This is a genomic window from Streptomyces sp. NPDC059788, from assembly GCF_042732265.1.
Lineage (GTDB): Bacteria > Actinomycetota > Actinomycetes > Streptomycetales > Streptomycetaceae > Streptomyces.
The window spans coordinates 1-16,649 of record NZ_JBHWHY010000020.1; the positions used below are offsets into that span (position 1 = coordinate 1).

The window sequence follows — 16,649 nt, forward strand, 5'->3', positions numbered from 1 at the left end:
GCCCGCTCCGGAGTCCGGAGCGGGCCGCGCACCGCCGCGGTCAGGTCCGGGGGCTGCCGGTCCCGGCGTCCTGCGGCTCTGCGGTGTCCGCTTCCGGTCCGGCGGTCGCCGGTGCCGCGACGGGTACGCGTACCGCCGCCACGCCCAGTACGGCCGCGAAGAGGCCGAGCGCGCCGAACACCGCCCAGACGCCGTGCTGGAGCCGGGTGAAGAGCACCCCGCCGAGGGCGGGTCCGACGGCCATGCCCAGCGCGTAGGCGAACTGGAAGGCGGAGATGTAGCGCCCGCGCAGCGGGGCCGGGCCGGCCAGCGCGGGGTAGGCGAAGACCGAGGGGCCGCCGACGATCTCGCCCAGCGTCCACACCAGCGTGGCACCGATGACCACCGCGGCGCCCAGCGGCAGGCTGTAGAGGGCCACGCCGAGACCGATCAGGGTCCACGCCACCGCGATCGTGATCTTCATGGGCCACTTCTGCGAGAGTTTGGTCAGCCCCAGCTCGAAGGCGATCACGATGAATCCGTTCGCGGAGACCGCGACGGTGTACCAGAGGATGGGCATCCCGGACGCCTTCACATCCAGGGGCAGGGTCGACAGATACTGCACGTAGACCATCGCGTTGACCATCGCGGCCAGCAGGAACAGCAGATAGCGCCGGTCACGGAGCAGCACCCGGTAACCGTCCGCGGGGGCCTGCCCCGCGGCGTCCGCGCCCGTCTCCCCCGCCGCCGTGGGGCGCGGGCGGGCCGGGATGGTGGCCCGCGCGAGCACCGCGTAGCCGAGCGCGACGATGCCCTCGCCCCAGAAGAGGAGGACGTAGCTGTCGTCCAGGTTGTAGAGGGCGAAGCCGAGGAGCGGGGCGACCGTGGTGCCCAGGTTCAGACTGAACCGGTACATCGCGAAGATCATGACCTGGCCGTCGCGGGACGTCAGGTCGGACAGCAGGGTCGTCGACGCCGGACGGTAGAGCTGCGCCGCCATGCTGACCAGGGCGATCGCCGCCAGCAGCAGGCCGTAGTCGGGCAGGTACAGCAGGGCCGCGGTCAGGGCGGCGGTGGCGGCCATGCCCAGCACCGTCGCGTTGCGCGCGCCGAGCCGCTCGGCGAGGGTGCCGCCGAGGAAGACGCCGGCCACACCGCCGATGCCGTAGACGCCCAGGGCGAACGCGGCCTCCTCGGCCGAATACCCCCGGTCGGTCAGATAGAGGACGAGGAAGATGTTCAGGAATCCGCCGAGGCGGCTGGCGAGCACACCGGCGAGAATCGTCTTCACCGCGAGCGGGGAGTCGCGGAACGTGGCCCAGATTCCGGGAGCGGTCGGGGTCGTCTGTGTATCGGTGGCCATGCGTCGTCGCATCTCTCTCGTGCGCCCGCGGCTGATCGCGGGCGGCCCACTGGGGTACACGTCACCGGCCAGCGGACCAACGGACGGTAAGGGGTCGGGAATTCGGCGGGGGATTGTCGGGAATTCGGCGTCCACGCCCCTGGCGTACCGGCGCCCGCTCCCTAGGGTGGAGTGATGATCGAAATTGATGCTCTTCCCCAGCACCCGGGCGCGCTGGCGGCACTTGACATCGTCACCGCACGGGAACACCCCTCGATCGCCAACCACAGCATCCGCACGTATCTGTGGGCGCTGCACGAGGCGGCCCGGCGGGAAATGGACCCGGCCAAGGACTTCGACCCCGATCTGCTCTACTACGCCTGCCTGCTGCACGATCTCGGGACGGCCGACGACCATGACGGGCCACAGCGCTTCGAGGTCGAGGGCGCCGACGCGGCCGGTGCCTTCCTCGCCGCGCGCGGCCTGGGGCCCGAGCAGATCGACGTCGTCTGGGAGGCCATCGCGCTGCACACCTCCCCGCAGATCGCCGAGCGCCGCGGGCCGGTCACGATGCTGACCCGGCTGGGCGTGGTCAGCGACTTCAAGGACCCGGGGCCCGAGGGCAGGGCCGTGAAGGCGGCCATCGAGGAGCGCTACCCGCGGCTGGACTTCGAGGCCGAACTCACCGGCGCCGTGGTCGCCCAGGCGCTCCGGCAGCAGGACAAGGCGCCGGAGTTCTCCTGGCCCGGCGGGCTGCTCCGCGCGCACCTCGGCGCCCAGGAGGCGGGCGCGTGAGCGCGGACCCGCGATACCGCCCGGGGCCGGGCGACTTCGACTTCCTCATCGGCCGCTGGCACGTGCACAACCGCCGGCTGCTCGCTCCCCTCTCCGGCAGCGACGCGTGGGAGGAGTTCCCGGGGACGGCCGTGTGCCACGGCACGCTCTTCGCCGGTGCCGCCAACCTCGACGAGATCACCTTCACCACCAAGGGTTTCAGCGGGCTGACGCTGCGGCTGTACGACCCGCAGCGCGCCCAGTGGTCATTGAACTGGTCCACCAGCCTCAGCGGCCGGCTGTCCGCGCCGATCGTCGGCCGCTTCGACACCGACCGGCGCGGCGAGTTCCACGGCGAGGAGACCCACGAGGGCTCCGTGGTGCCGTGCCGCTTCGTCTGGTCGGGGATCACCGGGGACGCGGCCCGCTGGGAGCAGGCGTTCTCGCCGGACGGCGGCAGTACCTGGGAGACCAACTGGACGATGAGCCTGAGCCGCACCGGCTGAGCCGGGCGGCGCGGCCCCGCCCCACCGGAGGAACCCGGTGGGGCGGCGGCCGGTCCGGCCGCGGCGGGCGCCGGTCAGGCGTTGAGGGTGACCGGCAGCTCGACCAGGCCGTGCATGATCGTGCTGGCCTTCCAGCGCAGGTCCTCGGACTTCGCCGCCAGGCGCAGCTGCGGGAAGCGCTGGAGCAGCCGGCTGACGCCGATCTCCACCTGGAGGCGGCCGAGGGGCGCGCCGGCGCAGTAGTGGATGCCGTGGCCGAAGGCGAGGTGGCCGCCGATGCGCCGGGTGATGTCCAGGGCGTCGGGGTTCTCGAACTTGGCGGCGTCGCGGTTGGCCGAGCCCAGCGCCACCATGACGATCTCTTTGGCGGGGATGGTGATGCCGCCCACCGGGATGTCCTCCGTGGTGAAGCGGAAGGTCGCCATGCCCACCGGGCCTTCGTAGCGCAGGAGTTCGTCGACCGCGTTCGGCAGGAGTTCGGGCCGCTCCTGGAGCAGGGCCAGCTGGTCGGGGTGGGTGAGCAGGGCGTGCACGGCGTTGCCGATCATGCTCAGGGTGGTGTCGTGGCCCGCGACGACCAGGAGGAAGACCATGGCGACCAGTTCGGTCTTGGTCAGCCGGTCGCCCTCCTCGGTGGCCTGCACCAGCGCGCTGAACATGTCCTCGCCGGGCTCGGCGGTCTTGGCGTCGATCAGGTCCTCGGTGAACTTGGCGACCGCGGCGGAGGCGGCGGCCACCTCCTCCTCGGTGTGGTTGGCGCCGACCAGGGTGTTGGTCCACTGCCGGAAGACCGCGCGGTTCTCCGGCGGTACGCCGAGCAGCTCGGCCAGCACGGTGATGGTCAGCGGTGCGGCCAGGTCCTCGATCAGGTCGGCGTCGGGCCGCTGGGCCAGCCGGTCGAGCAGCTCGTCGGTGATCGCCTCGATGCGCGGGCGCAGCGCCTTGGTGCGGCGTTCGGTGAACGCCTTGCCGACCAGCCGGCGCAGCCGGGCGTGCTGGGGCGGGTCGCTGTTGAGCATGTGCGCGGCCAGGTCGTCGTTGACGGCGGCCGGTGCCTCGGTGGGCGTCTCGGAGTGGCGCGCGAACATCTCGTTGATGCGCCTGCCGTCCTTGCTCACCCGGCCGTCGGCCAGCAGGGACCGTACGTCGTCGTAGCGGGTGACCATCCAGACCTTGATGCCGTGCGGCATCAGGACCTTGCGGGGCGGCCCCTCCGTCCGCAGGCGGGCGTAGAGCTCGTAGACGTCCTGGACGAATTCCGCGGAGAGCTTCTCCAGCTCTTCGGTCGGTTGGATCTGCACAGCGTGGCCTCTTTCTTGTCTGCTTGCCGGTCAGTCGAGGGGGGCGATGACCCGGCCGGTGGAGATCTCCAGGACCTGGATCGCCTCGCGCGGGCAGGAGTCCGCGACGGCCAGTACCTCGTCGTCGGCGTCGATCTCTGCGTCGACCGGCTGCGACTGGCCGTTCACGAACCGGAACCGGTGCGGGAGATCGCCCATGCACACTCCGGCGCCGATGCACACGTCGCGGTCGACCGTGACGCGCCAGCGGGGTTCTGCGGACATCGTGTAGCTCCTCACCTGGTGCGTTGGCTTGCCGAGGGAGAACAGAACCGCGAAGTGCGGCCCCGTCGCGGGCCGGTGGCGGCACCGGCGGATCGCGGGTGGGGCGATTTCGCGGCGGAGGACATCGCGGGGGAAGAAGCGCGGGAGGAAGGAACGCGTGGGTATCGGTCACCGGTGCGGGAGTGCCGGGTGGTGGCGGAGGGACGACGGTTGCGGCTCTGCGACTTTATGAGCCGAGCCGCGACCGGGCAATGCGCGGCCGGCGTTCAGCCGGGAAAACGAGGCAGTCGAACACCGGGGGCCGGCGAGCCCGCGGGCGGCGGGCCCGCGGACCTCACGGGCGTACGGCGTCCGGCGCCGCCGGAGCGTCGGGCTCCCGCTCGCACGGGGCGAAGAAGACGAGCACCCGCAGGTCCTCGGTGATGGTGTGGAACCGGTGCGGCATCCCGGCGGGTACGAAGCAGAGCGAGCCGGCCGCGACCTCGTACTCCCGCTCCCCGGCCGTCAGGACGGCGCGGCCGGTGAGCACGTGGTACAGCTCGTCCTCGCCGTGCGGGCTCTGCGGGTCCTCGCTCCCCGCCGCCAGGACGTACACCCCGGCGCTCATCGCCGGGACGTGCAGGAACTCCAGATAGCGTCGCCCCTCACCGTCCTGACGGGCCGACAGGTCCTTGATGTCGAACAGCTCGGCGTCACTCAACGCGCCGCTCCCTCGTCCTCGTCGTGGACCGGTGCGTCCGGGGCGGGCGCACCGGGCGCGGAAGGGGAGCCGTCGAGGGCGCGGAGCAGTTCGTCCTGCCGCGCCGCGAGGAACTTCGGTACCACCATGGTCCAGGCGTGCACCACGATCTCGCGCAGTTCCCGCGGCTCCAGCGGAGCGAGGCGGGCCCGTACCCAGTTGTACCGTTCGTCCGAGGGGACCGGCATGAAGAAGACGTCCGGGGCGGAGGCGACCAGTGCGGCCCGTTCCTCACGCGGGTACGCGAAGCCCATCGACTCCTCGTCCCGGGACAGCGCGAGGTAGACCAGCCGCCCGACCCGGAACTTCACCTGGTCGCGTACGAGCGCCTCATAGCTGCGGGGTAACGCGCTCGTCACCCGTCTGACGTCCTGCGCAGTCGCCATCGACCGCTTCCCTTCCTCGTGTCACCGCCGATGTCTCACCGGTCGCGCAGCTCCAGCGTGCAGCACTTGACGCTGCCGCCGGCCTTGAGCAGCTCGGCGATGTCCACACCGATCGGTTCAAAGCCGCGCCGCTTGAGCTGGTCGGCGAGCCCGGTGGCCGCCTGCGGCAGGACGACGTGGCGGCCGTCGGAGAAGGCGTTGAGGCCGAACGCCGCGGCGTCCTCGTCGGACGCGGTGACGGCGTCCGGGAAGAGTTCGCGCAACACCGCGAGGCTTCCGGGAGAGAAGGCCGCCGGGTAGTACATGATCTCGTCATCGGACAGTACCGACAGCGCGGTGTCCAGGTGGTAGAAGTTCGGGTTGACCAGCGTGAGCCCGGTCACAGGCAGGCCGAAGAACTCCTGGGCCTCGGCGTGCGAGCGCGGGTCGGTACGGAACCCGGTGCCGGCCAGCAGCCGCCGCCCGACGGTGAGGTAGTCGCCCTCGCCCTCGTTGATGTGCTCCGGCCACAGGACGTCCCGGTAGCCGTTGCGCAGGAACCACTGGAAGTAGGCGGGCCCCTCGCCGGTCCGCTCCACGTGGCGGAAGCGGGCGCCGAGGACCTTGCCGTCGACGACGGTGGCGCCGTTGGCGGCGAACACCATGTCGGGGAAGGCCGGGTCGGGTTCGATGACCTCGACGGTGTGGCCGAGCGAGAGGTAGAGCTCGCGCAGCCGCTCCCACTGGAGCAGGGCGAGGCCGGCGTCGGACGGCTTGCGCGGGTCCATCCACGGGTTGATCGAGTAGGTGACGTCGAAGTGCTGGGGCCGGCACATCAGCAGCCGGCGCGGGGTGGCCACGCGCGGCTCGCGGGTGGCGCGCTCCTGGGCGGGCACGGCGGTACGGGACATGGGTGTTCCCTTCGAGGACGGGGCGGTGGCCCCGGGGTGGGGGTTCGGGGAGCGGGGTCGGCTCAGGCTCCGAACCGGCGCTCAAGTTCCGGGGTCAGCGGGAGGACCACCGTCTTGTAGTCGGCGATCATCGCGGTCACGGGCTTGTCGTATTTGTCGTTCCATTCGGCACTGGCGTAGAAGCGCTCCTGGAGGCCGACCCGCTCCTCCTCGGAGGCGAAGGTCCGCACCAGGCAGTAGCCGTTCTCGTCGTTGAGGGCGGGGCCGCCGGTGAGCACCGTGATGCCCCAGCGGCGCATCAGGGGAACGGTCTCCTCACGGCTGAGGCGGTCGAACTCCTCACGCCGGCCGGGGTGCACGGTGAAGAAACGGATTTCGAGCAGGCTCACGCTCGTTTCCTTCCTGGCCGGTGGGCCGGTGGATGGGTGGGCCGGTGCGACCGGGCCGCGGGGCTTCAGCGGCCCAGGGCCGCGGTGACCAGGGCGGTCATGTCGTCCACCGTGCGGGCGGCGTGGAACTCCCGCAGCTCCAGGCGGATGCCGAAGCCGCTCTCCAGCTGGGCCAGCGCCTCCAGCGACGCGATGCTGTCCCAGTCGTGCGCGGCCAGCACCGGCTGGTCCCGCAGGGCCTCGGGGGACCGGCCCAGGACGTCGCTGACGACGTCCAGCACGGTCGCGCCGATGTCTTCCGAAGTGGTGCCGTTCACGCGTCCTCCTCAGTCGAGCCGCCGCTCGTCACTTCGACCCACGACGGGGTCGGGTCGGGCATGTCCGCGGGAGCGAACTCGAAGCCCTCGTCACCGGCCGGCACGAAGCCCGCCTTCTCCCAGAAGGCCGCCGCCACCGCGTTCTTCGCGGACGGCACGAACGCCCCCGTGAGCCGGGGCACCGCGGCCTCGCGGGCCTGCCGGGCGAGCCAGCCCGCCACGGCGAACTCCACGCCCCGGCCCAGGACCCGGCAGCTGAGCACCAGGTTCCGTACGTGCCAGACGTCCGTGTCCTTCTCCACCCAGGCCGCGCCGACCACCCCCTCGTCGCCGAAGCGGTCGCGTACCGAGACCGACGCCACCAGGTACGCCGGGTCGGTGAGCATGGCCACCGTGGCCGCCTCGTCGAAGCGCACCCCGGTCAGGTTGAACTGATTGGTGCGGGCCGCCAGCTGCGCGACACGGGCGGCGGTGAACCGGGTGGCCGGCTCGACGGCGACCCTCAGGTCGAGCGCCTTGAGGTAGTCCTCGGTCGAGGCGAATCCGCCGGAGAAGTCGCTGCGCAGGCTCCGCGCCCGGTACAGCTCGGGCCGTTTGCGGTCCGTGCCGGTCAGCTCCGGGACGTCGAACCAGCCGTGCCGCAGCAGGGCGGTGACCAGCCCCGCCGGATCGCCGCCCGCGTCGACGACGGCGACCTCGGGCAGCTGCGCCTCGACCTCCCCGCGCTCGAACGGCGAGTCGTCCATGAAGACCACCGAGGCCAGGCCCAGGCCCAGCGAACCGGCCGCCCGCGTCAGGTTGGCCGACTTGGAGTCCCAGTTGACCACCAGCACCGAGAAGTCGTCGGGGCGCAGCGCCGCCTCCGGGTGCTCCAGCAGCGCCCGGCGCACCGGTTCCTCGTCGTTCTTGCTGGCGAGGACGAGGACGACGCCCTGGTCCCGCAGCCGGCGCGCGGCCCGCTGCAACTCCTTGTACGCCTTGCCGGGGTAGAGGCCGCCGAGGGCGACGCCCTCCGCGCCCACCTCGCCCAGGACCCCGCCCCACAGGGTGTTGTCCAGGTCGAGGGCGAGCACCTTCTTGGACAGCCCCAGCCGGGCCTGGGCGATCCGCCGGACCTCGCGGGCCAGGACGGACAGCGCCGCGTCGGTGTACGGCAGATCGGCGTAGCTGTGCAGGCGGTCGTCGCGGGCCGGTGCCGCGGCGTCGGCCAGCAGCCCGGCGAGGTCCACCACCTCGATCTGGGCGGAGGTCTCGGCCAGCTCCAGCAGTCCGAGGTTGAGCCGGTACCACAGCCGGGTCAGCTCGCCGCGGGCGCGCAGGCTGAGCACGCCGTCGCGGACGTTGCCAGGCAGCGGGACGGTGTGCAGCACCACGGTCGCGTGGGTGGTCGCCAGGGCCGCCGTGACGAGGCCGCCCAGGTGGGCCAGCCGCTGGGTCAGGTGCTCGGCGGCCGTGCCGGGCTCCGCGTGGTCCAGGTCGTCGGGAAGGAAGTACGACGCGTCGAGCAGGCAGCTGACCACGTCGCTGGCGGGGTCGAAACCGCCGGTGGCCAGCGTCAGGTCGAAGGCGCCGTACGGGGCGGTGACGATCTCCGGGAGCGCTCCGGCGGCCACGAGGCCCGCCCGCAGCATCGGTTCGAAGGCGCCGACGGTGCAGCCCGCGACCACCGCGACGCGGGCCGGGCGCAGGTCGCCCGCCGGGTCCGTGAGCCCCGTCAGGGCGCGTCCCGCCCGGCGCAGGGCGGCCGGGTCGTCGATACGGGCCAGGGCCAGCCGGAGCGCGGGGCCGGGGGCCGTGCCGGACGCCACGGCGTCCTTGAGTGCGATGAGCGTCTCGGACATCAGATCCTGACCAGGGTGCAGTACCAGCGCATACCGATCGAGATGCCGATCAGCGCGACCAGGTCGCCGGAGGTGAGTTCGCCGCTCTCGGTCAGCATCGCCAGGGTGGCCAGGTGGTCGGCCGCGCCCATGTGGCCGTGCTGTGCGGCGAGGGCCGCGTTGGTGCGGCTCATCGGGATGCCGAACTCCTCGGAGATCTCCTCGAAGGAGCCCTGGTTGTCGTTGAGGTGGACGACCTTGGTCAGGTCCGCCCGGTCGACGCCGGAGCGGGCGCACGCCTGGTCGACCACCTCCACCAGCCGGCGGTTGAGGGCCTGCACGAAGTCCCGCAGGCCCTTGGGGTCGGCCCGGAAGTGCTCCTGCACCCGCTCCAGGCCGTTGACGTCGCTGCGCGAGGACCAGCCGTCGGGGGCGACCGGGGACACCGCGCCACCGTGGTCCGTACGGAACCAGTCGGCGACCTCGGGGTCGGTGAACTGGGTGGTGGCCAGCCACTGCCCGGCGGTGTGCCCGCGGCGCAGCACGACGGCGCTGGCGCCGTCGCTGTGGATGGAGTTGTTCACCTTCATCCGGTTGCGGTGGTACTCGCTGACACGGTTGACGGCGACGAAGAGGACGTGGGTGAGGTCGGGCTGGGTGGCGAAGAGGCCGGCGACGTTGCCCAGTCCGGTGACGCCGGAGGCGCAGCCCTCGCCGAGCAGCAGGGTCGGCCTGAGGTGGATCTTGAGTTCGCGGGCCAGGGCCGCGCTGGAGTCGAAGTTGAGGTATTCGGGCACGTCGGAGAGGGCGAGGACGACGTAGTCGATGTCGCCGGCGCTCAGCCCGGCCGCGGCGATGGCGGCCCGGCCGGCCTCGGCGGCCAGGTGGGTGGCGGTGACGTCCGGGGCCGCGCGGTGGAAGGTCCGGTAACCCCAGCGGAACACCCGCTCTGGGTCGTCGACGAACTGCCCGGCGGTCGAGGCGACGTCCTGGTCCTCACCGAAGGCGCAGCCGTACCCGGCTATGCCGAACTCTGGAACGGTGGTGGTCACGTGGTCTCCCTGCGGATTGTGCCGCCTCGACGCGCCATCGAGGCGGGTGGTCTATGCCTGGCCGGCGCCCACGCCCGCGTGGGCCAGCCGGCGTTGCTCTTCGAGTGGGGTCTGTTCGATCCGGTTCATGGCCATCCGGATGACGGGCGGGGCCATCAGCGAGGTGACCACCGCGACCAGCACGATCACCGTGTACGTCGCCGTGGTCAGGACGCCGAGCCGCAGTCCGACCAGGGCGATGACCACTTCGACGACGCCCCGGGCGTTCATGCCGCCGCCCAGCGCCACCGCCTCCCACCGGCCGAGCCGGCTGGTGCGGGCACCGAGGTAGGCCCCGGCGAACTTGCCGATGACGGCGAGGGCCAGCGTCGCGGCCCCCATGAGGGCCACCTCGGGACGGGCCAGTTGGGTCAGGTCCATGCGCAGGCCGGCCGAGGCGAGGAACAGCGGCCCGAGCACGCCCATCGTCACCGTGCGCAGCGCGGACAGCTGCGCCGGACGCACACCGCCGGACGCCGCGATCACCACCCCGCACACGAACGCCCCGAACAGCGGTTCCAGGCCCAGGGCGTGGGTGCCCGCGGCGGCGGCCAGGACCAGCACCACGGTCAGCGCGGTGACCGGCCCCTCCCCCTCCGCGCGCCGCGCGAGCGAGAACAGCGCGCGCAGGGGCCGCCGTACGAGCAGGGCGGCCGCGAGCGTACCGGCGATCGCGGCCAGCGACACCAGGACCGTCACACCGGCCGACCCGGCGGTGACCATCGCGGTCACCACCGACACCAGCATCCAGCCCACCGCGTCGTCGATCATGCCGGCGGTGACGGTGAGCTGACCGATGTCGCGGTGCAGCAGGTTCATGTCCATCAGCGTCTTGACGATCACCGGTATGGCGCTGACGCACATCGCGACGCCGAGGAACAGGGCGAAGACGGTGCGGTCGCCGTTCGGTCCGAACAGCGCGGCCGGCAGGAACAGCCCCAGTGCCAGGCCCAGGCCCAGCGGCACGACCAGGCCGAAGAGGCTGACCCGGACGGCCGTCGCGCCCTGACGCCGGACGAGCCCCAGGTCGAGGTGGAGCCCGCTGACGGCGACCATCAGCAGGACACCGAACTGGCCCACCGCGTCCAGGAGATGAGCCTGGTCCGCCGCGCTCGGGAACAGCCACTGCGACAGGGGCGGCACGAGGTGCGCCAGGACCGACGGTCCCAGCAGCACCCCGGCACACAGCTCCCCCACCACCGCCGGCCAGCCGAGGCGGACCGCGAGGCGGCCCAGCAGCAGGGCGAGGCCCAGCAGCGCGGCGAGCTGGAGCAGCAGGACGAGGAGGGTGTGGCTGCCCAGCGGTGGGACGGGCAGCGCCGCCTGGAGAAGGGCCGGGTCAGTCCTCAAGGTAGTACCAGTTCTCCGGGCTGATCATGCCGAACGGGTTGACGGGCTCGAAGCCGTGCAGGTCCTCGGAGACCTCGAAGAGCCGGATCGGGAAGTTCGGGGTGAACAGCACCGGCACCTGCTCGGCGATGTAGTCCTGGTAGTCGTAGAGGGCCTGCGGGTCGTCGGTGGTCACCGAGGCGTCGATCAGCCGGTCGGCCTCCGCGTCGCTGTAGTGGCCGAAGTTGCCGCCCGCGCCGGTGCTGAAGAGGATCTCGCCGGTGGGGTGGTGGAAGACCCAGCCGCCGTTCCAGCAGCACGCCTCCCACAGGCAGTCCGGGCCGGCCTCGCAGGGGGCGTCCTCCGCGACCAGCACCGATCCGTAGACCTCTTCGAGCCGTACGTCGATTCCGGCCTTGGCGGCGTCCGCGCGCAGCTGCCGCATCAGCCGGGTCAGGGCGGGGCGGCCCTCCGCGTAACGCAGCAGGAACGTCAGCTCGGTGCCCGCCGGGATGCCCTCGCCTGCCTCTCCGGGACCGGTGCCGGGCCGGACGCAGACGGCGGGGGTGACGCTCGTGTCCCAGCCGTTGTCCTCCAGCAGCCGTCGGGCGTGGTCGACGTCGAAGGGCAGCGGCCAGGCGCCCTCGCGCTGCCGGGGCGAGACGAAGTCGGTCGCCGGGTACATCGGGACCGGGCCGTTCTGCCGGTAGGCGTAGCCCTGGTAGATGTCGCGGACCGCGGCGTCCTGGTCCAGGCAGGACTGGAGGGCCTGCCGGAAGTACGTCTGGTGGAAGAGTTTCCCGCGGACCGTGGGGTTGTTGTAGTTCAGCGCGGTGTAGCGGATGCAGTAGGCGGTCTGGGGTACCAGGCGGTAGTTGTCGAGGGGGTTGGGGCCGCCCTTGTCGGGGCTGGTGGTCGGCTCGGTGGCGAAGCTCAGCGGCAGGTAGCCGACCTGGATCGCGTCCTTGCCGCGCGGGCCGCGCCGGAGCATCTCGTACTGCTCCTCGTCGGAGAAGGTCGGCACCTGCCGGAACTCGTCGAGGTAGGGCTTGTTGGGCCCCGAGTAGCTCTCGTTGGGTACGAAGGTCACCACGCCCTCGACGGTGTAGCTCTTGAGCCGCCAGGGGCCGCTGACCGTGGACCAGACGGGGCTGTCGGCCCACCGGGTGCGGTGCGCGTTGCCCTCGTCGACGATGTCGCCCTGTTCGGCCATGAGGTAGGCGTAGACCGCCTCGACGTCGGCCGGGTCGCCGGAGGCGTTGGCCGGCCCCTCGGCGGTGCGGTCCCAGGACTTCGGCAGCGGGGTGATGGTGCTGAGCTGGTTCATCAGCACCCACCGCTGGGAGTACGGGCGGTCGAACGTGAAGTAGACGGTGTCCTCGCCCCACTTGCCGTAGTCCGTCAGGTTGTCGGGGAAGTAGCCGGGGACGTACTCGCCGTAGCGGTCGCCCTTGACCTTCATCAGGTTGACCCAGAACAGCACGTTGTCGGCGCACAGCGTCTCGCCGTTGCTCCACTTCCAGGGCTTGACCTTGATGGTGACGGTCAGGCCGTCCGCGCTCCAGCGGGGCTGCTCGCCGATGCTGCGGTCCCAGTCCGGTTCGGGCAGGCCGTCGCTCCCGAAGTAGTAGAGGGTGCTGTACATGAGCGCCTGGAACTCCAGGACGTTCCGGGTGCCCATGCGTTCGGCCGGCGTGAAGGGGAAGATCACCGCGGGCGGGAAGCCGGGGGCGCAGGCCCAGGTGACGGTGCCGCCCCGCTTCGGCTTGCGTTCCTTGGCAGCAGTCATCGTCGCGTTCCGTCCTCGGTGGTGGCGGTGCGGTCCGGTGCGCCGGCGCCGGCCGGGGCGCCGCCGGGACCGCGGATCTCCTCGATGCACGAATCGCCGCTGGCGGCGTGCGCGCCGAACCTCTCCCAGCGTTCGGCCAGCCGGACACGGCCGTCCGCGAGGACCTCGGGCCGCGACCGGCACCGGCCCGAGACGACGGCGCCGTCGGTCAGTACGACGCAGTACGCGAACTCCAGCGCGCCGTCCGGGGCGCAGACGCCGCTCAGGACGCCCCGGCGGGCGTCGCCGCCGGTGAACTCGCCCCAGAGCAGGTCGCCTTCCTGGTGGTAGACGGCGACCCGGCCGGACTCGCCCGGGTCCGCGCCGACGGGCCGGAACCTCCTGCCGTCGTAGTTGATCATTGCGGCTCCAGAGTGACGGTGATCTTGGCGGCGTAGTCGTTCATCCGGCGCATGGCGTCGTCCAGCGAGGTGCCCGTCGTGCCCAGGAAGCCGAAGATGGTGTTGCCGTTCGGCGGCCGCAGGATGACGTCGCCGGGCCGGGCGGTGATCTTGAGCAGGAAGGTGTGCTCCGACTCGGCGACCTCCGCCGGTACGTCCACGTGGTGCACCGTGCCCGCGTCGCAGATCAGGCACATGGCGGTGATGTGGGTCCCGGTCGGCCGGTAGTGCCGCACCTCGGGCTTGACGCCCAGGCCGACGTCCACGACGGCCTTGACCGGGTCGTAGCCGGCCGTCAGCCGGGAGATCTCGTCCAGCCCGCCGCCGCCCACCCGGGCCGCGATCTCCAGCAGGTAGGGCTTGCCCCCGTGGAAGCGGACCTCCGCGTGGCCGACGCTGCGGCGCAGCCCCTGCGCCCGGCAGCCGGCCGCGACCACCTCGTGGACGGCCTTGAGGTCGGCCGGTGACAGGGAGGTCGGCGCGTGGTGCACATCGTCGTCGTAGGTGCCGTTCTCCTCGGTCACGCGGTCCACCACCGAGCCGAGGTAGACCTCGTCGTCCCAGGCCAGTACCTCCATCAGGTACTCACGGCCGTCCAGGTACGACTCGACCAGCAGCCCGTTGGGGCCCAGGTCCACGCCGGACGCCTCGGAGCGGGCCCAGAAGAGGTCCTGGATGCCCTTGGCGGCCCGCTCGTAGCGGTCCACCAGCTCCTCCGGCGTATCGATCTTGAAGACGAAGTGCGAGCCGGCGCCCATGGTCGGCTTGAGGATGAGCGGGTAGCCGAAGTCCTCGGCCGCCTGCCGGGCCTCGTCGAGCGAGTCCACCAGGCGAAACCGCGGATGCGGGGCGGCGGCCCGCTCGTGGGCCCGGCGCATCAGGTACTTGTTGCGGCACGCGATGGCGGCCTCCTGCCCGATGCCGGGCAGGCCCAGCGCCTCGGCCACCGCCGCGGCCGTGATGACCGCGGACTCCGAGAAGGTGATGACGCCGTCGAACCGTTCGGTGCGGTGCCACTCCTGGGCGGTCTTGACGATGGTGTCCAGGTCGCGGGTGCCGGCGAGCCGGTACTTCTCCTGCGGCCAGAAGTCCTCGGTCCCCTCGCCGTTGAGGACGTACAGGTCGATGCCGTGGCTCTGCACCTGCCGGTAGCGGGATATGTAGTAGTCCAGGTACTGCGTGGTCTCGATGGTGAGCAGCTTCACGTGGCACTCCATGCCTCGGTGTGGCACTCGGGGTTGTCGCGCGGGCGGCGCGCGACCGGGGCGCGCGGTGGCGTCAGCCGTGCGTAGCGGCGCTCTCGGGCAGCCGGGGCAGCCGGAACGGCGCGATCTTCTCCACCGCCGGGGCGCCGGACAGGCCGAGGTCGACACCGTCCTCGGCGGCCTGCCGGCCCACGTCCACGAGAATCGGCGCGGACCAGGCCAGCAGGGTGCGCACGGCCAGCAGGAAGTCGCCGGGAGCGGCGAACCCGGCCGCGGTGTCGCGCAGTTCGGCGGTCCGCTCGGCGATCAGCCGGGCCGCGCGGGCCAGGCTGAAGGTCTCCGGCGTGAAACAGGCGCGCAGCCGCGCGGCGAACCGCGCGTCGGCTCGGCGCCCCTCGTCCGTGACGGGCAGCAGTTCCTGGAAGTCGCGGCCGGCCAGCGCGGTGTCCACGACCGCGGCCAGTTCGTTCCACGCGCCGGCCAGCGGGCGGGCGGCCAGCTCGGCCGGGTCGAAGTTGGTGCGCTCCCGCTCCGGCGCGGTCAGCGCCAGGTAGTAGCGGGCGATGTCCCGGGGCACGTCGGCGACCAGGTCGCCCGCCCTGATCAGGTGGTTGCGGCTGGTGGAGAACTTGGCGTGCTCCAGCTCGTAGAACTCGTTGCACACACTGGCGTACGGCCGTATGTAGCGGTCGCCGTGCGCGAGCAGCAGCACCAGGTCCATCACGGACCAGTGGTACACGTTGTCGAAGCCGTGGAAGTAGACCAGCTCCGCTTCCCGGTCCGCCTTCCAGAACGCGTCGTACGGCAGGTCCGCCGGGCTGCCGTGCGCCCACCACGTGGCGTACATCGACGCCGGCATGGCCTCCGCCCACGGGTAGACGATCTGCCCGGCGAAGTCCTCGAAGGGCGCCGGGACGCCCCAGGTGCCGGGGAAGGTGACCGGGATGTCCGGCAGCGGACGCGCCAGCAGCTCGCGGGCCAGGCGCAGCGGGTGCGGGCGCCAGCGGCCGGCGACGGCGTCCAGGTGCGCGGTCAGCTCCGCGCGGTACTCCTCCATCGGCAGGACGAGGAGGCGCTCCTCGCGGAAGACCACCGTCTCCTGCGGGTCGAGGGAGTGGCGCGGGTCGAGCAGTTCGTCGAAGTTGTTCGGGTGGCCGCAGTCCTCGCAGGCGCCGCCCCCGCTGGACGCGTCGCAGGCCGGGCAGCGGCCGGTGAGCAGGCCGTCGTAGAGGTAGCGTCCGCTCTTCTCGGCATACGGCAGCCGCACCGTGCGCTCCCGGAGCCGGCCCGCGTCGCGCAGGTCCCGTACGAAGGAGGTGATCGCGGCGCGGTAGCGGTCGTCGACCGGCGGCAGCACCCGCCCGGCGGGGGCGGTCAGCTCGATGCCGAGCGCGGTCAGGGACTGCTCGATCGCGGCCGTCGACCGGTCGCAGAGCAGCTGGGGGGACAGGCCCTGGCGGACCGCCGTGGTCAGCACGTAGCTCTGGCTGTTGTCCGTCACCGTGGTGTACGTCGCCCGGACGCCGTCCGCGCGCAGCTGGCGGGCGTAGATGTCGGCGGCGAGGTATGGACCGGCCATGTGCCCGACGTGCAGGTCCCCGTTGGGGGTCGGGGTGGCCGCGATGATGATCACCGAACGGTCGGGGGCGGTCACGGCCGCGTCCCCGGGGCAGCGGCCTCGGCGCCCGTGGCACCGGAGGCGGTCCGGTGGCGTGCGGCGAAGCGGTCCGTCATGTCGGCGTCCCACCACAGGGCGTACATCTCGAAGTCCTCGTCCGAGTCGTTGACGAGCTGGTGCTCGGTCCCCGGGACGAAGTGGATGATGTCGCCGGCGGTGAACGGGACGCGCCGGCCCTCGACGAGGATCTCCGCGGCGCCGCTGACCGCGATCCAGATCTCGTACTCGTGGTGGCCGTGGGCGCCCGACGAGACGCCGGGCGCGGCCACGCACCACGAGCCCTCGAAGGGGGCGTTCAGCTGCGGCCAGGGCATCAGCCGCTGGGCTCGCAGCTGGTTGTCCAGCTTCAGCTCGCCGCGTCGCAGCGAGCGGATCTCCATGGGCACAGTCTTTTCTCCACTCGGTGTCTG

18 protein-coding genes are annotated in these 16,649 nt (G+C 72.0%); 2 read left to right on the forward strand and 16 right to left on the reverse strand.

From position 1 onward, the window contains the following. Window positions 1-40: 40 nt before the first annotated feature. Window positions 41-1,342, reverse strand: coding sequence for an MFS transporter (locus ACFV57_RS18840; RefSeq protein ID WP_385233004.1), 1,302 nt, complete (start codon window positions 1,340-1,342; stop codon window positions 41-43). 174 nt (window positions 1,343-1,516) lie between these two features. Between ACFV57_RS18840 and ACFV57_RS18845 the strand changes: the two genes are divergently transcribed. Next, window positions 1,517-2,116 (forward strand): HD domain-containing protein, encoded by a 600-nt coding sequence (locus tag ACFV57_RS18845; RefSeq protein ID WP_385233007.1) that lies wholly within the window; start codon window positions 1,517-1,519, stop codon window positions 2,114-2,116. Further along, on the forward strand, window positions 2,113-2,601 hold the full coding sequence (locus tag ACFV57_RS18850; protein WP_385233010.1) for a hypothetical protein: 489 nt from the start codon (window positions 2,113-2,115) through the stop codon (window positions 2,599-2,601). The genes ACFV57_RS18845 and ACFV57_RS18850 overlap by 4 nt, the downstream gene beginning before the upstream one ends. A gap of 74 nt (window positions 2,602-2,675) precedes the next feature. Here ACFV57_RS18850 and ACFV57_RS18855 read toward each other — a convergent pair whose 3' ends face one another. The 15 genes from ACFV57_RS18855 to ACFV57_RS18925 form a co-directional block, all read right to left on the reverse strand. Then, window positions 2,676-3,902 carry a cytochrome P450 gene (locus tag ACFV57_RS18855; RefSeq protein ID WP_385233013.1) on the reverse strand — a complete coding sequence of 409 codons (1,227 nt, stop codon included), beginning with the start codon at window positions 3,900-3,902 and terminating at the stop codon, window positions 2,676-2,678. A gap of 30 nt (window positions 3,903-3,932) precedes the next feature. Beyond that, window positions 3,933-4,166 (reverse strand): ferredoxin, encoded by a 234-nt coding sequence (locus tag ACFV57_RS18860; RefSeq protein ID WP_385233017.1) that lies wholly within the window; start codon window positions 4,164-4,166, stop codon window positions 3,933-3,935. A 334-nt stretch (window positions 4,167-4,500) separates the two neighbouring features. Beyond that, complete coding sequence (locus tag ACFV57_RS18865; protein WP_385233020.1) at window positions 4,501-4,866, reverse strand: cupin domain-containing protein; 366 nt, start codon at window positions 4,864-4,866, stop codon at window positions 4,501-4,503. Continuing rightward, the gene (locus ACFV57_RS18870; RefSeq protein WP_385233024.1) at window positions 4,863-5,291 is read right to left on the reverse strand and encodes an MmcQ/YjbR family DNA-binding protein; all 429 of its coding nucleotides are present in this window, start codon (window positions 5,289-5,291) and stop codon (window positions 4,863-4,865) included. Before ACFV57_RS18870 ends, ACFV57_RS18865 begins: the two co-directional genes overlap by 4 nt. A gap of 35 nt (window positions 5,292-5,326) precedes the next feature. Further along, a complete protein-coding gene (gene ddaH / locus ACFV57_RS18875; RefSeq protein WP_385233027.1) occupies window positions 5,327-6,181 on the reverse strand; it encodes a dimethylargininase in 855 nt (284 codons plus the stop codon). Between the two features lie 62 nt (window positions 6,182-6,243). After that, on the reverse strand, window positions 6,244-6,570 hold the full coding sequence (locus tag ACFV57_RS18880) for a hypothetical protein (protein WP_385233030.1): 327 nt from the start codon (window positions 6,568-6,570) through the stop codon (window positions 6,244-6,246). A 65-nt stretch (window positions 6,571-6,635) separates the two neighbouring features. Next, the gene (locus ACFV57_RS18885) at window positions 6,636-6,887 is read right to left on the reverse strand and encodes an acyl carrier protein (protein ID WP_385233033.1); all 252 of its coding nucleotides are present in this window, start codon (window positions 6,885-6,887) and stop codon (window positions 6,636-6,638) included. Beyond that, window positions 6,884-8,728 carry an HAD-IIIC family phosphatase gene (locus ACFV57_RS18890; protein WP_385233036.1) on the reverse strand — a complete coding sequence of 615 codons (1,845 nt, stop codon included), beginning with the start codon at window positions 8,726-8,728 and terminating at the stop codon, window positions 6,884-6,886. Before ACFV57_RS18890 ends, ACFV57_RS18885 begins: the two co-directional genes overlap by 4 nt. Then, on the reverse strand, window positions 8,728-9,759 hold the full coding sequence (locus ACFV57_RS18895) for a 3-oxoacyl-[acyl-carrier-protein] synthase III C-terminal domain-containing protein (RefSeq protein ID WP_385233039.1): 1,032 nt from the start codon (window positions 9,757-9,759) through the stop codon (window positions 8,728-8,730). Before ACFV57_RS18895 ends, ACFV57_RS18890 begins: the two co-directional genes overlap by 1 nt. Window positions 9,760-9,810: 51 nt before the next feature. Continuing rightward, a complete protein-coding gene (locus ACFV57_RS18900) occupies window positions 9,811-11,148 on the reverse strand; it encodes a cation:proton antiporter (RefSeq protein WP_385233042.1) in 1,338 nt (445 codons plus the stop codon). Next, complete coding sequence (locus ACFV57_RS18905; protein ID WP_385233045.1) at window positions 11,138-12,916, reverse strand: ABC transporter substrate-binding protein; 1,779 nt, start codon at window positions 12,914-12,916, stop codon at window positions 11,138-11,140. Before ACFV57_RS18905 ends, ACFV57_RS18900 begins: the two co-directional genes overlap by 11 nt. Continuing rightward, window positions 12,913-13,317, reverse strand: a complete 405-nt coding sequence (locus ACFV57_RS18910) for a hypothetical protein (RefSeq protein WP_385233048.1) — start codon at window positions 13,315-13,317, stop codon at window positions 12,913-12,915. The genes ACFV57_RS18905 and ACFV57_RS18910 overlap by 4 nt, the downstream gene beginning before the upstream one ends. Continuing rightward, the gene (locus tag ACFV57_RS18915; protein WP_385233051.1) at window positions 13,314-14,561 is read right to left on the reverse strand and encodes an ATP-grasp domain-containing protein; all 1,248 of its coding nucleotides are present in this window, start codon (window positions 14,559-14,561) and stop codon (window positions 13,314-13,316) included. Before ACFV57_RS18915 ends, ACFV57_RS18910 begins: the two co-directional genes overlap by 4 nt. Before the next feature lie 73 nt (window positions 14,562-14,634). Continuing rightward, window positions 14,635-16,215, reverse strand: coding sequence for a class I tRNA ligase family protein (locus ACFV57_RS18920; protein WP_385233054.1), 1,581 nt, complete (start codon window positions 16,213-16,215; stop codon window positions 14,635-14,637). After that, complete coding sequence (locus tag ACFV57_RS18925; RefSeq protein ID WP_385233057.1) at window positions 16,212-16,619, reverse strand: cupin domain-containing protein; 408 nt, start codon at window positions 16,617-16,619, stop codon at window positions 16,212-16,214. Before ACFV57_RS18925 ends, ACFV57_RS18920 begins: the two co-directional genes overlap by 4 nt. Between the last annotated feature and the right edge of the window lie 30 nt (window positions 16,620-16,649).

Excerpts from the sequence above, each read along its gene's own strand:
- ACFV57_RS18840 (WP_385233004.1), bottom strand. The coding sequence starts at position 1,342 with ATGGCCACCGATACACAGACGACCCCGACCGCTCCCGGAATCTGGGCC.
- ACFV57_RS18870 (WP_385233024.1), bottom strand. The coding sequence starts at position 5,291 with ATGGCGACTGCGCAGGACGTCAGACGGGTGACGAGCGCGTTACCCCGC.
- ACFV57_RS18925 (WP_385233057.1), bottom strand. The coding sequence starts at position 16,619 with ATGGAGATCCGCTCGCTGCGACGCGGCGAGCTGAAGCTGGACAACCAG.
- ACFV57_RS18890 (WP_385233036.1), bottom strand. The coding sequence starts at position 8,728 with ATGTCCGAGACGCTCATCGCACTCAAGGACGCCGTGGCGTCCGGCACG.
- ACFV57_RS18860 (WP_385233017.1), bottom strand. The coding sequence starts at position 4,166 with ATGTCCGCAGAACCCCGCTGGCGCGTCACGGTCGACCGCGACGTGTGC.
- ddaH (WP_385233027.1), bottom strand. The coding sequence starts at position 6,181 with ATGTCCCGTACCGCCGTGCCCGCCCAGGAGCGCGCCACCCGCGAGCCG.
- ACFV57_RS18910 (WP_385233048.1), bottom strand. The coding sequence starts at position 13,317 with ATGATCAACTACGACGGCAGGAGGTTCCGGCCCGTCGGCGCGGACCCG.
- ACFV57_RS18845 (WP_385233007.1), top strand. The coding sequence starts at position 1,517 with ATGATCGAAATTGATGCTCTTCCCCAGCACCCGGGCGCGCTGGCGGCA.
- ACFV57_RS18905 (WP_385233045.1), bottom strand. The coding sequence starts at position 12,916 with ATGACTGCTGCCAAGGAACGCAAGCCGAAGCGGGGCGGCACCGTCACC.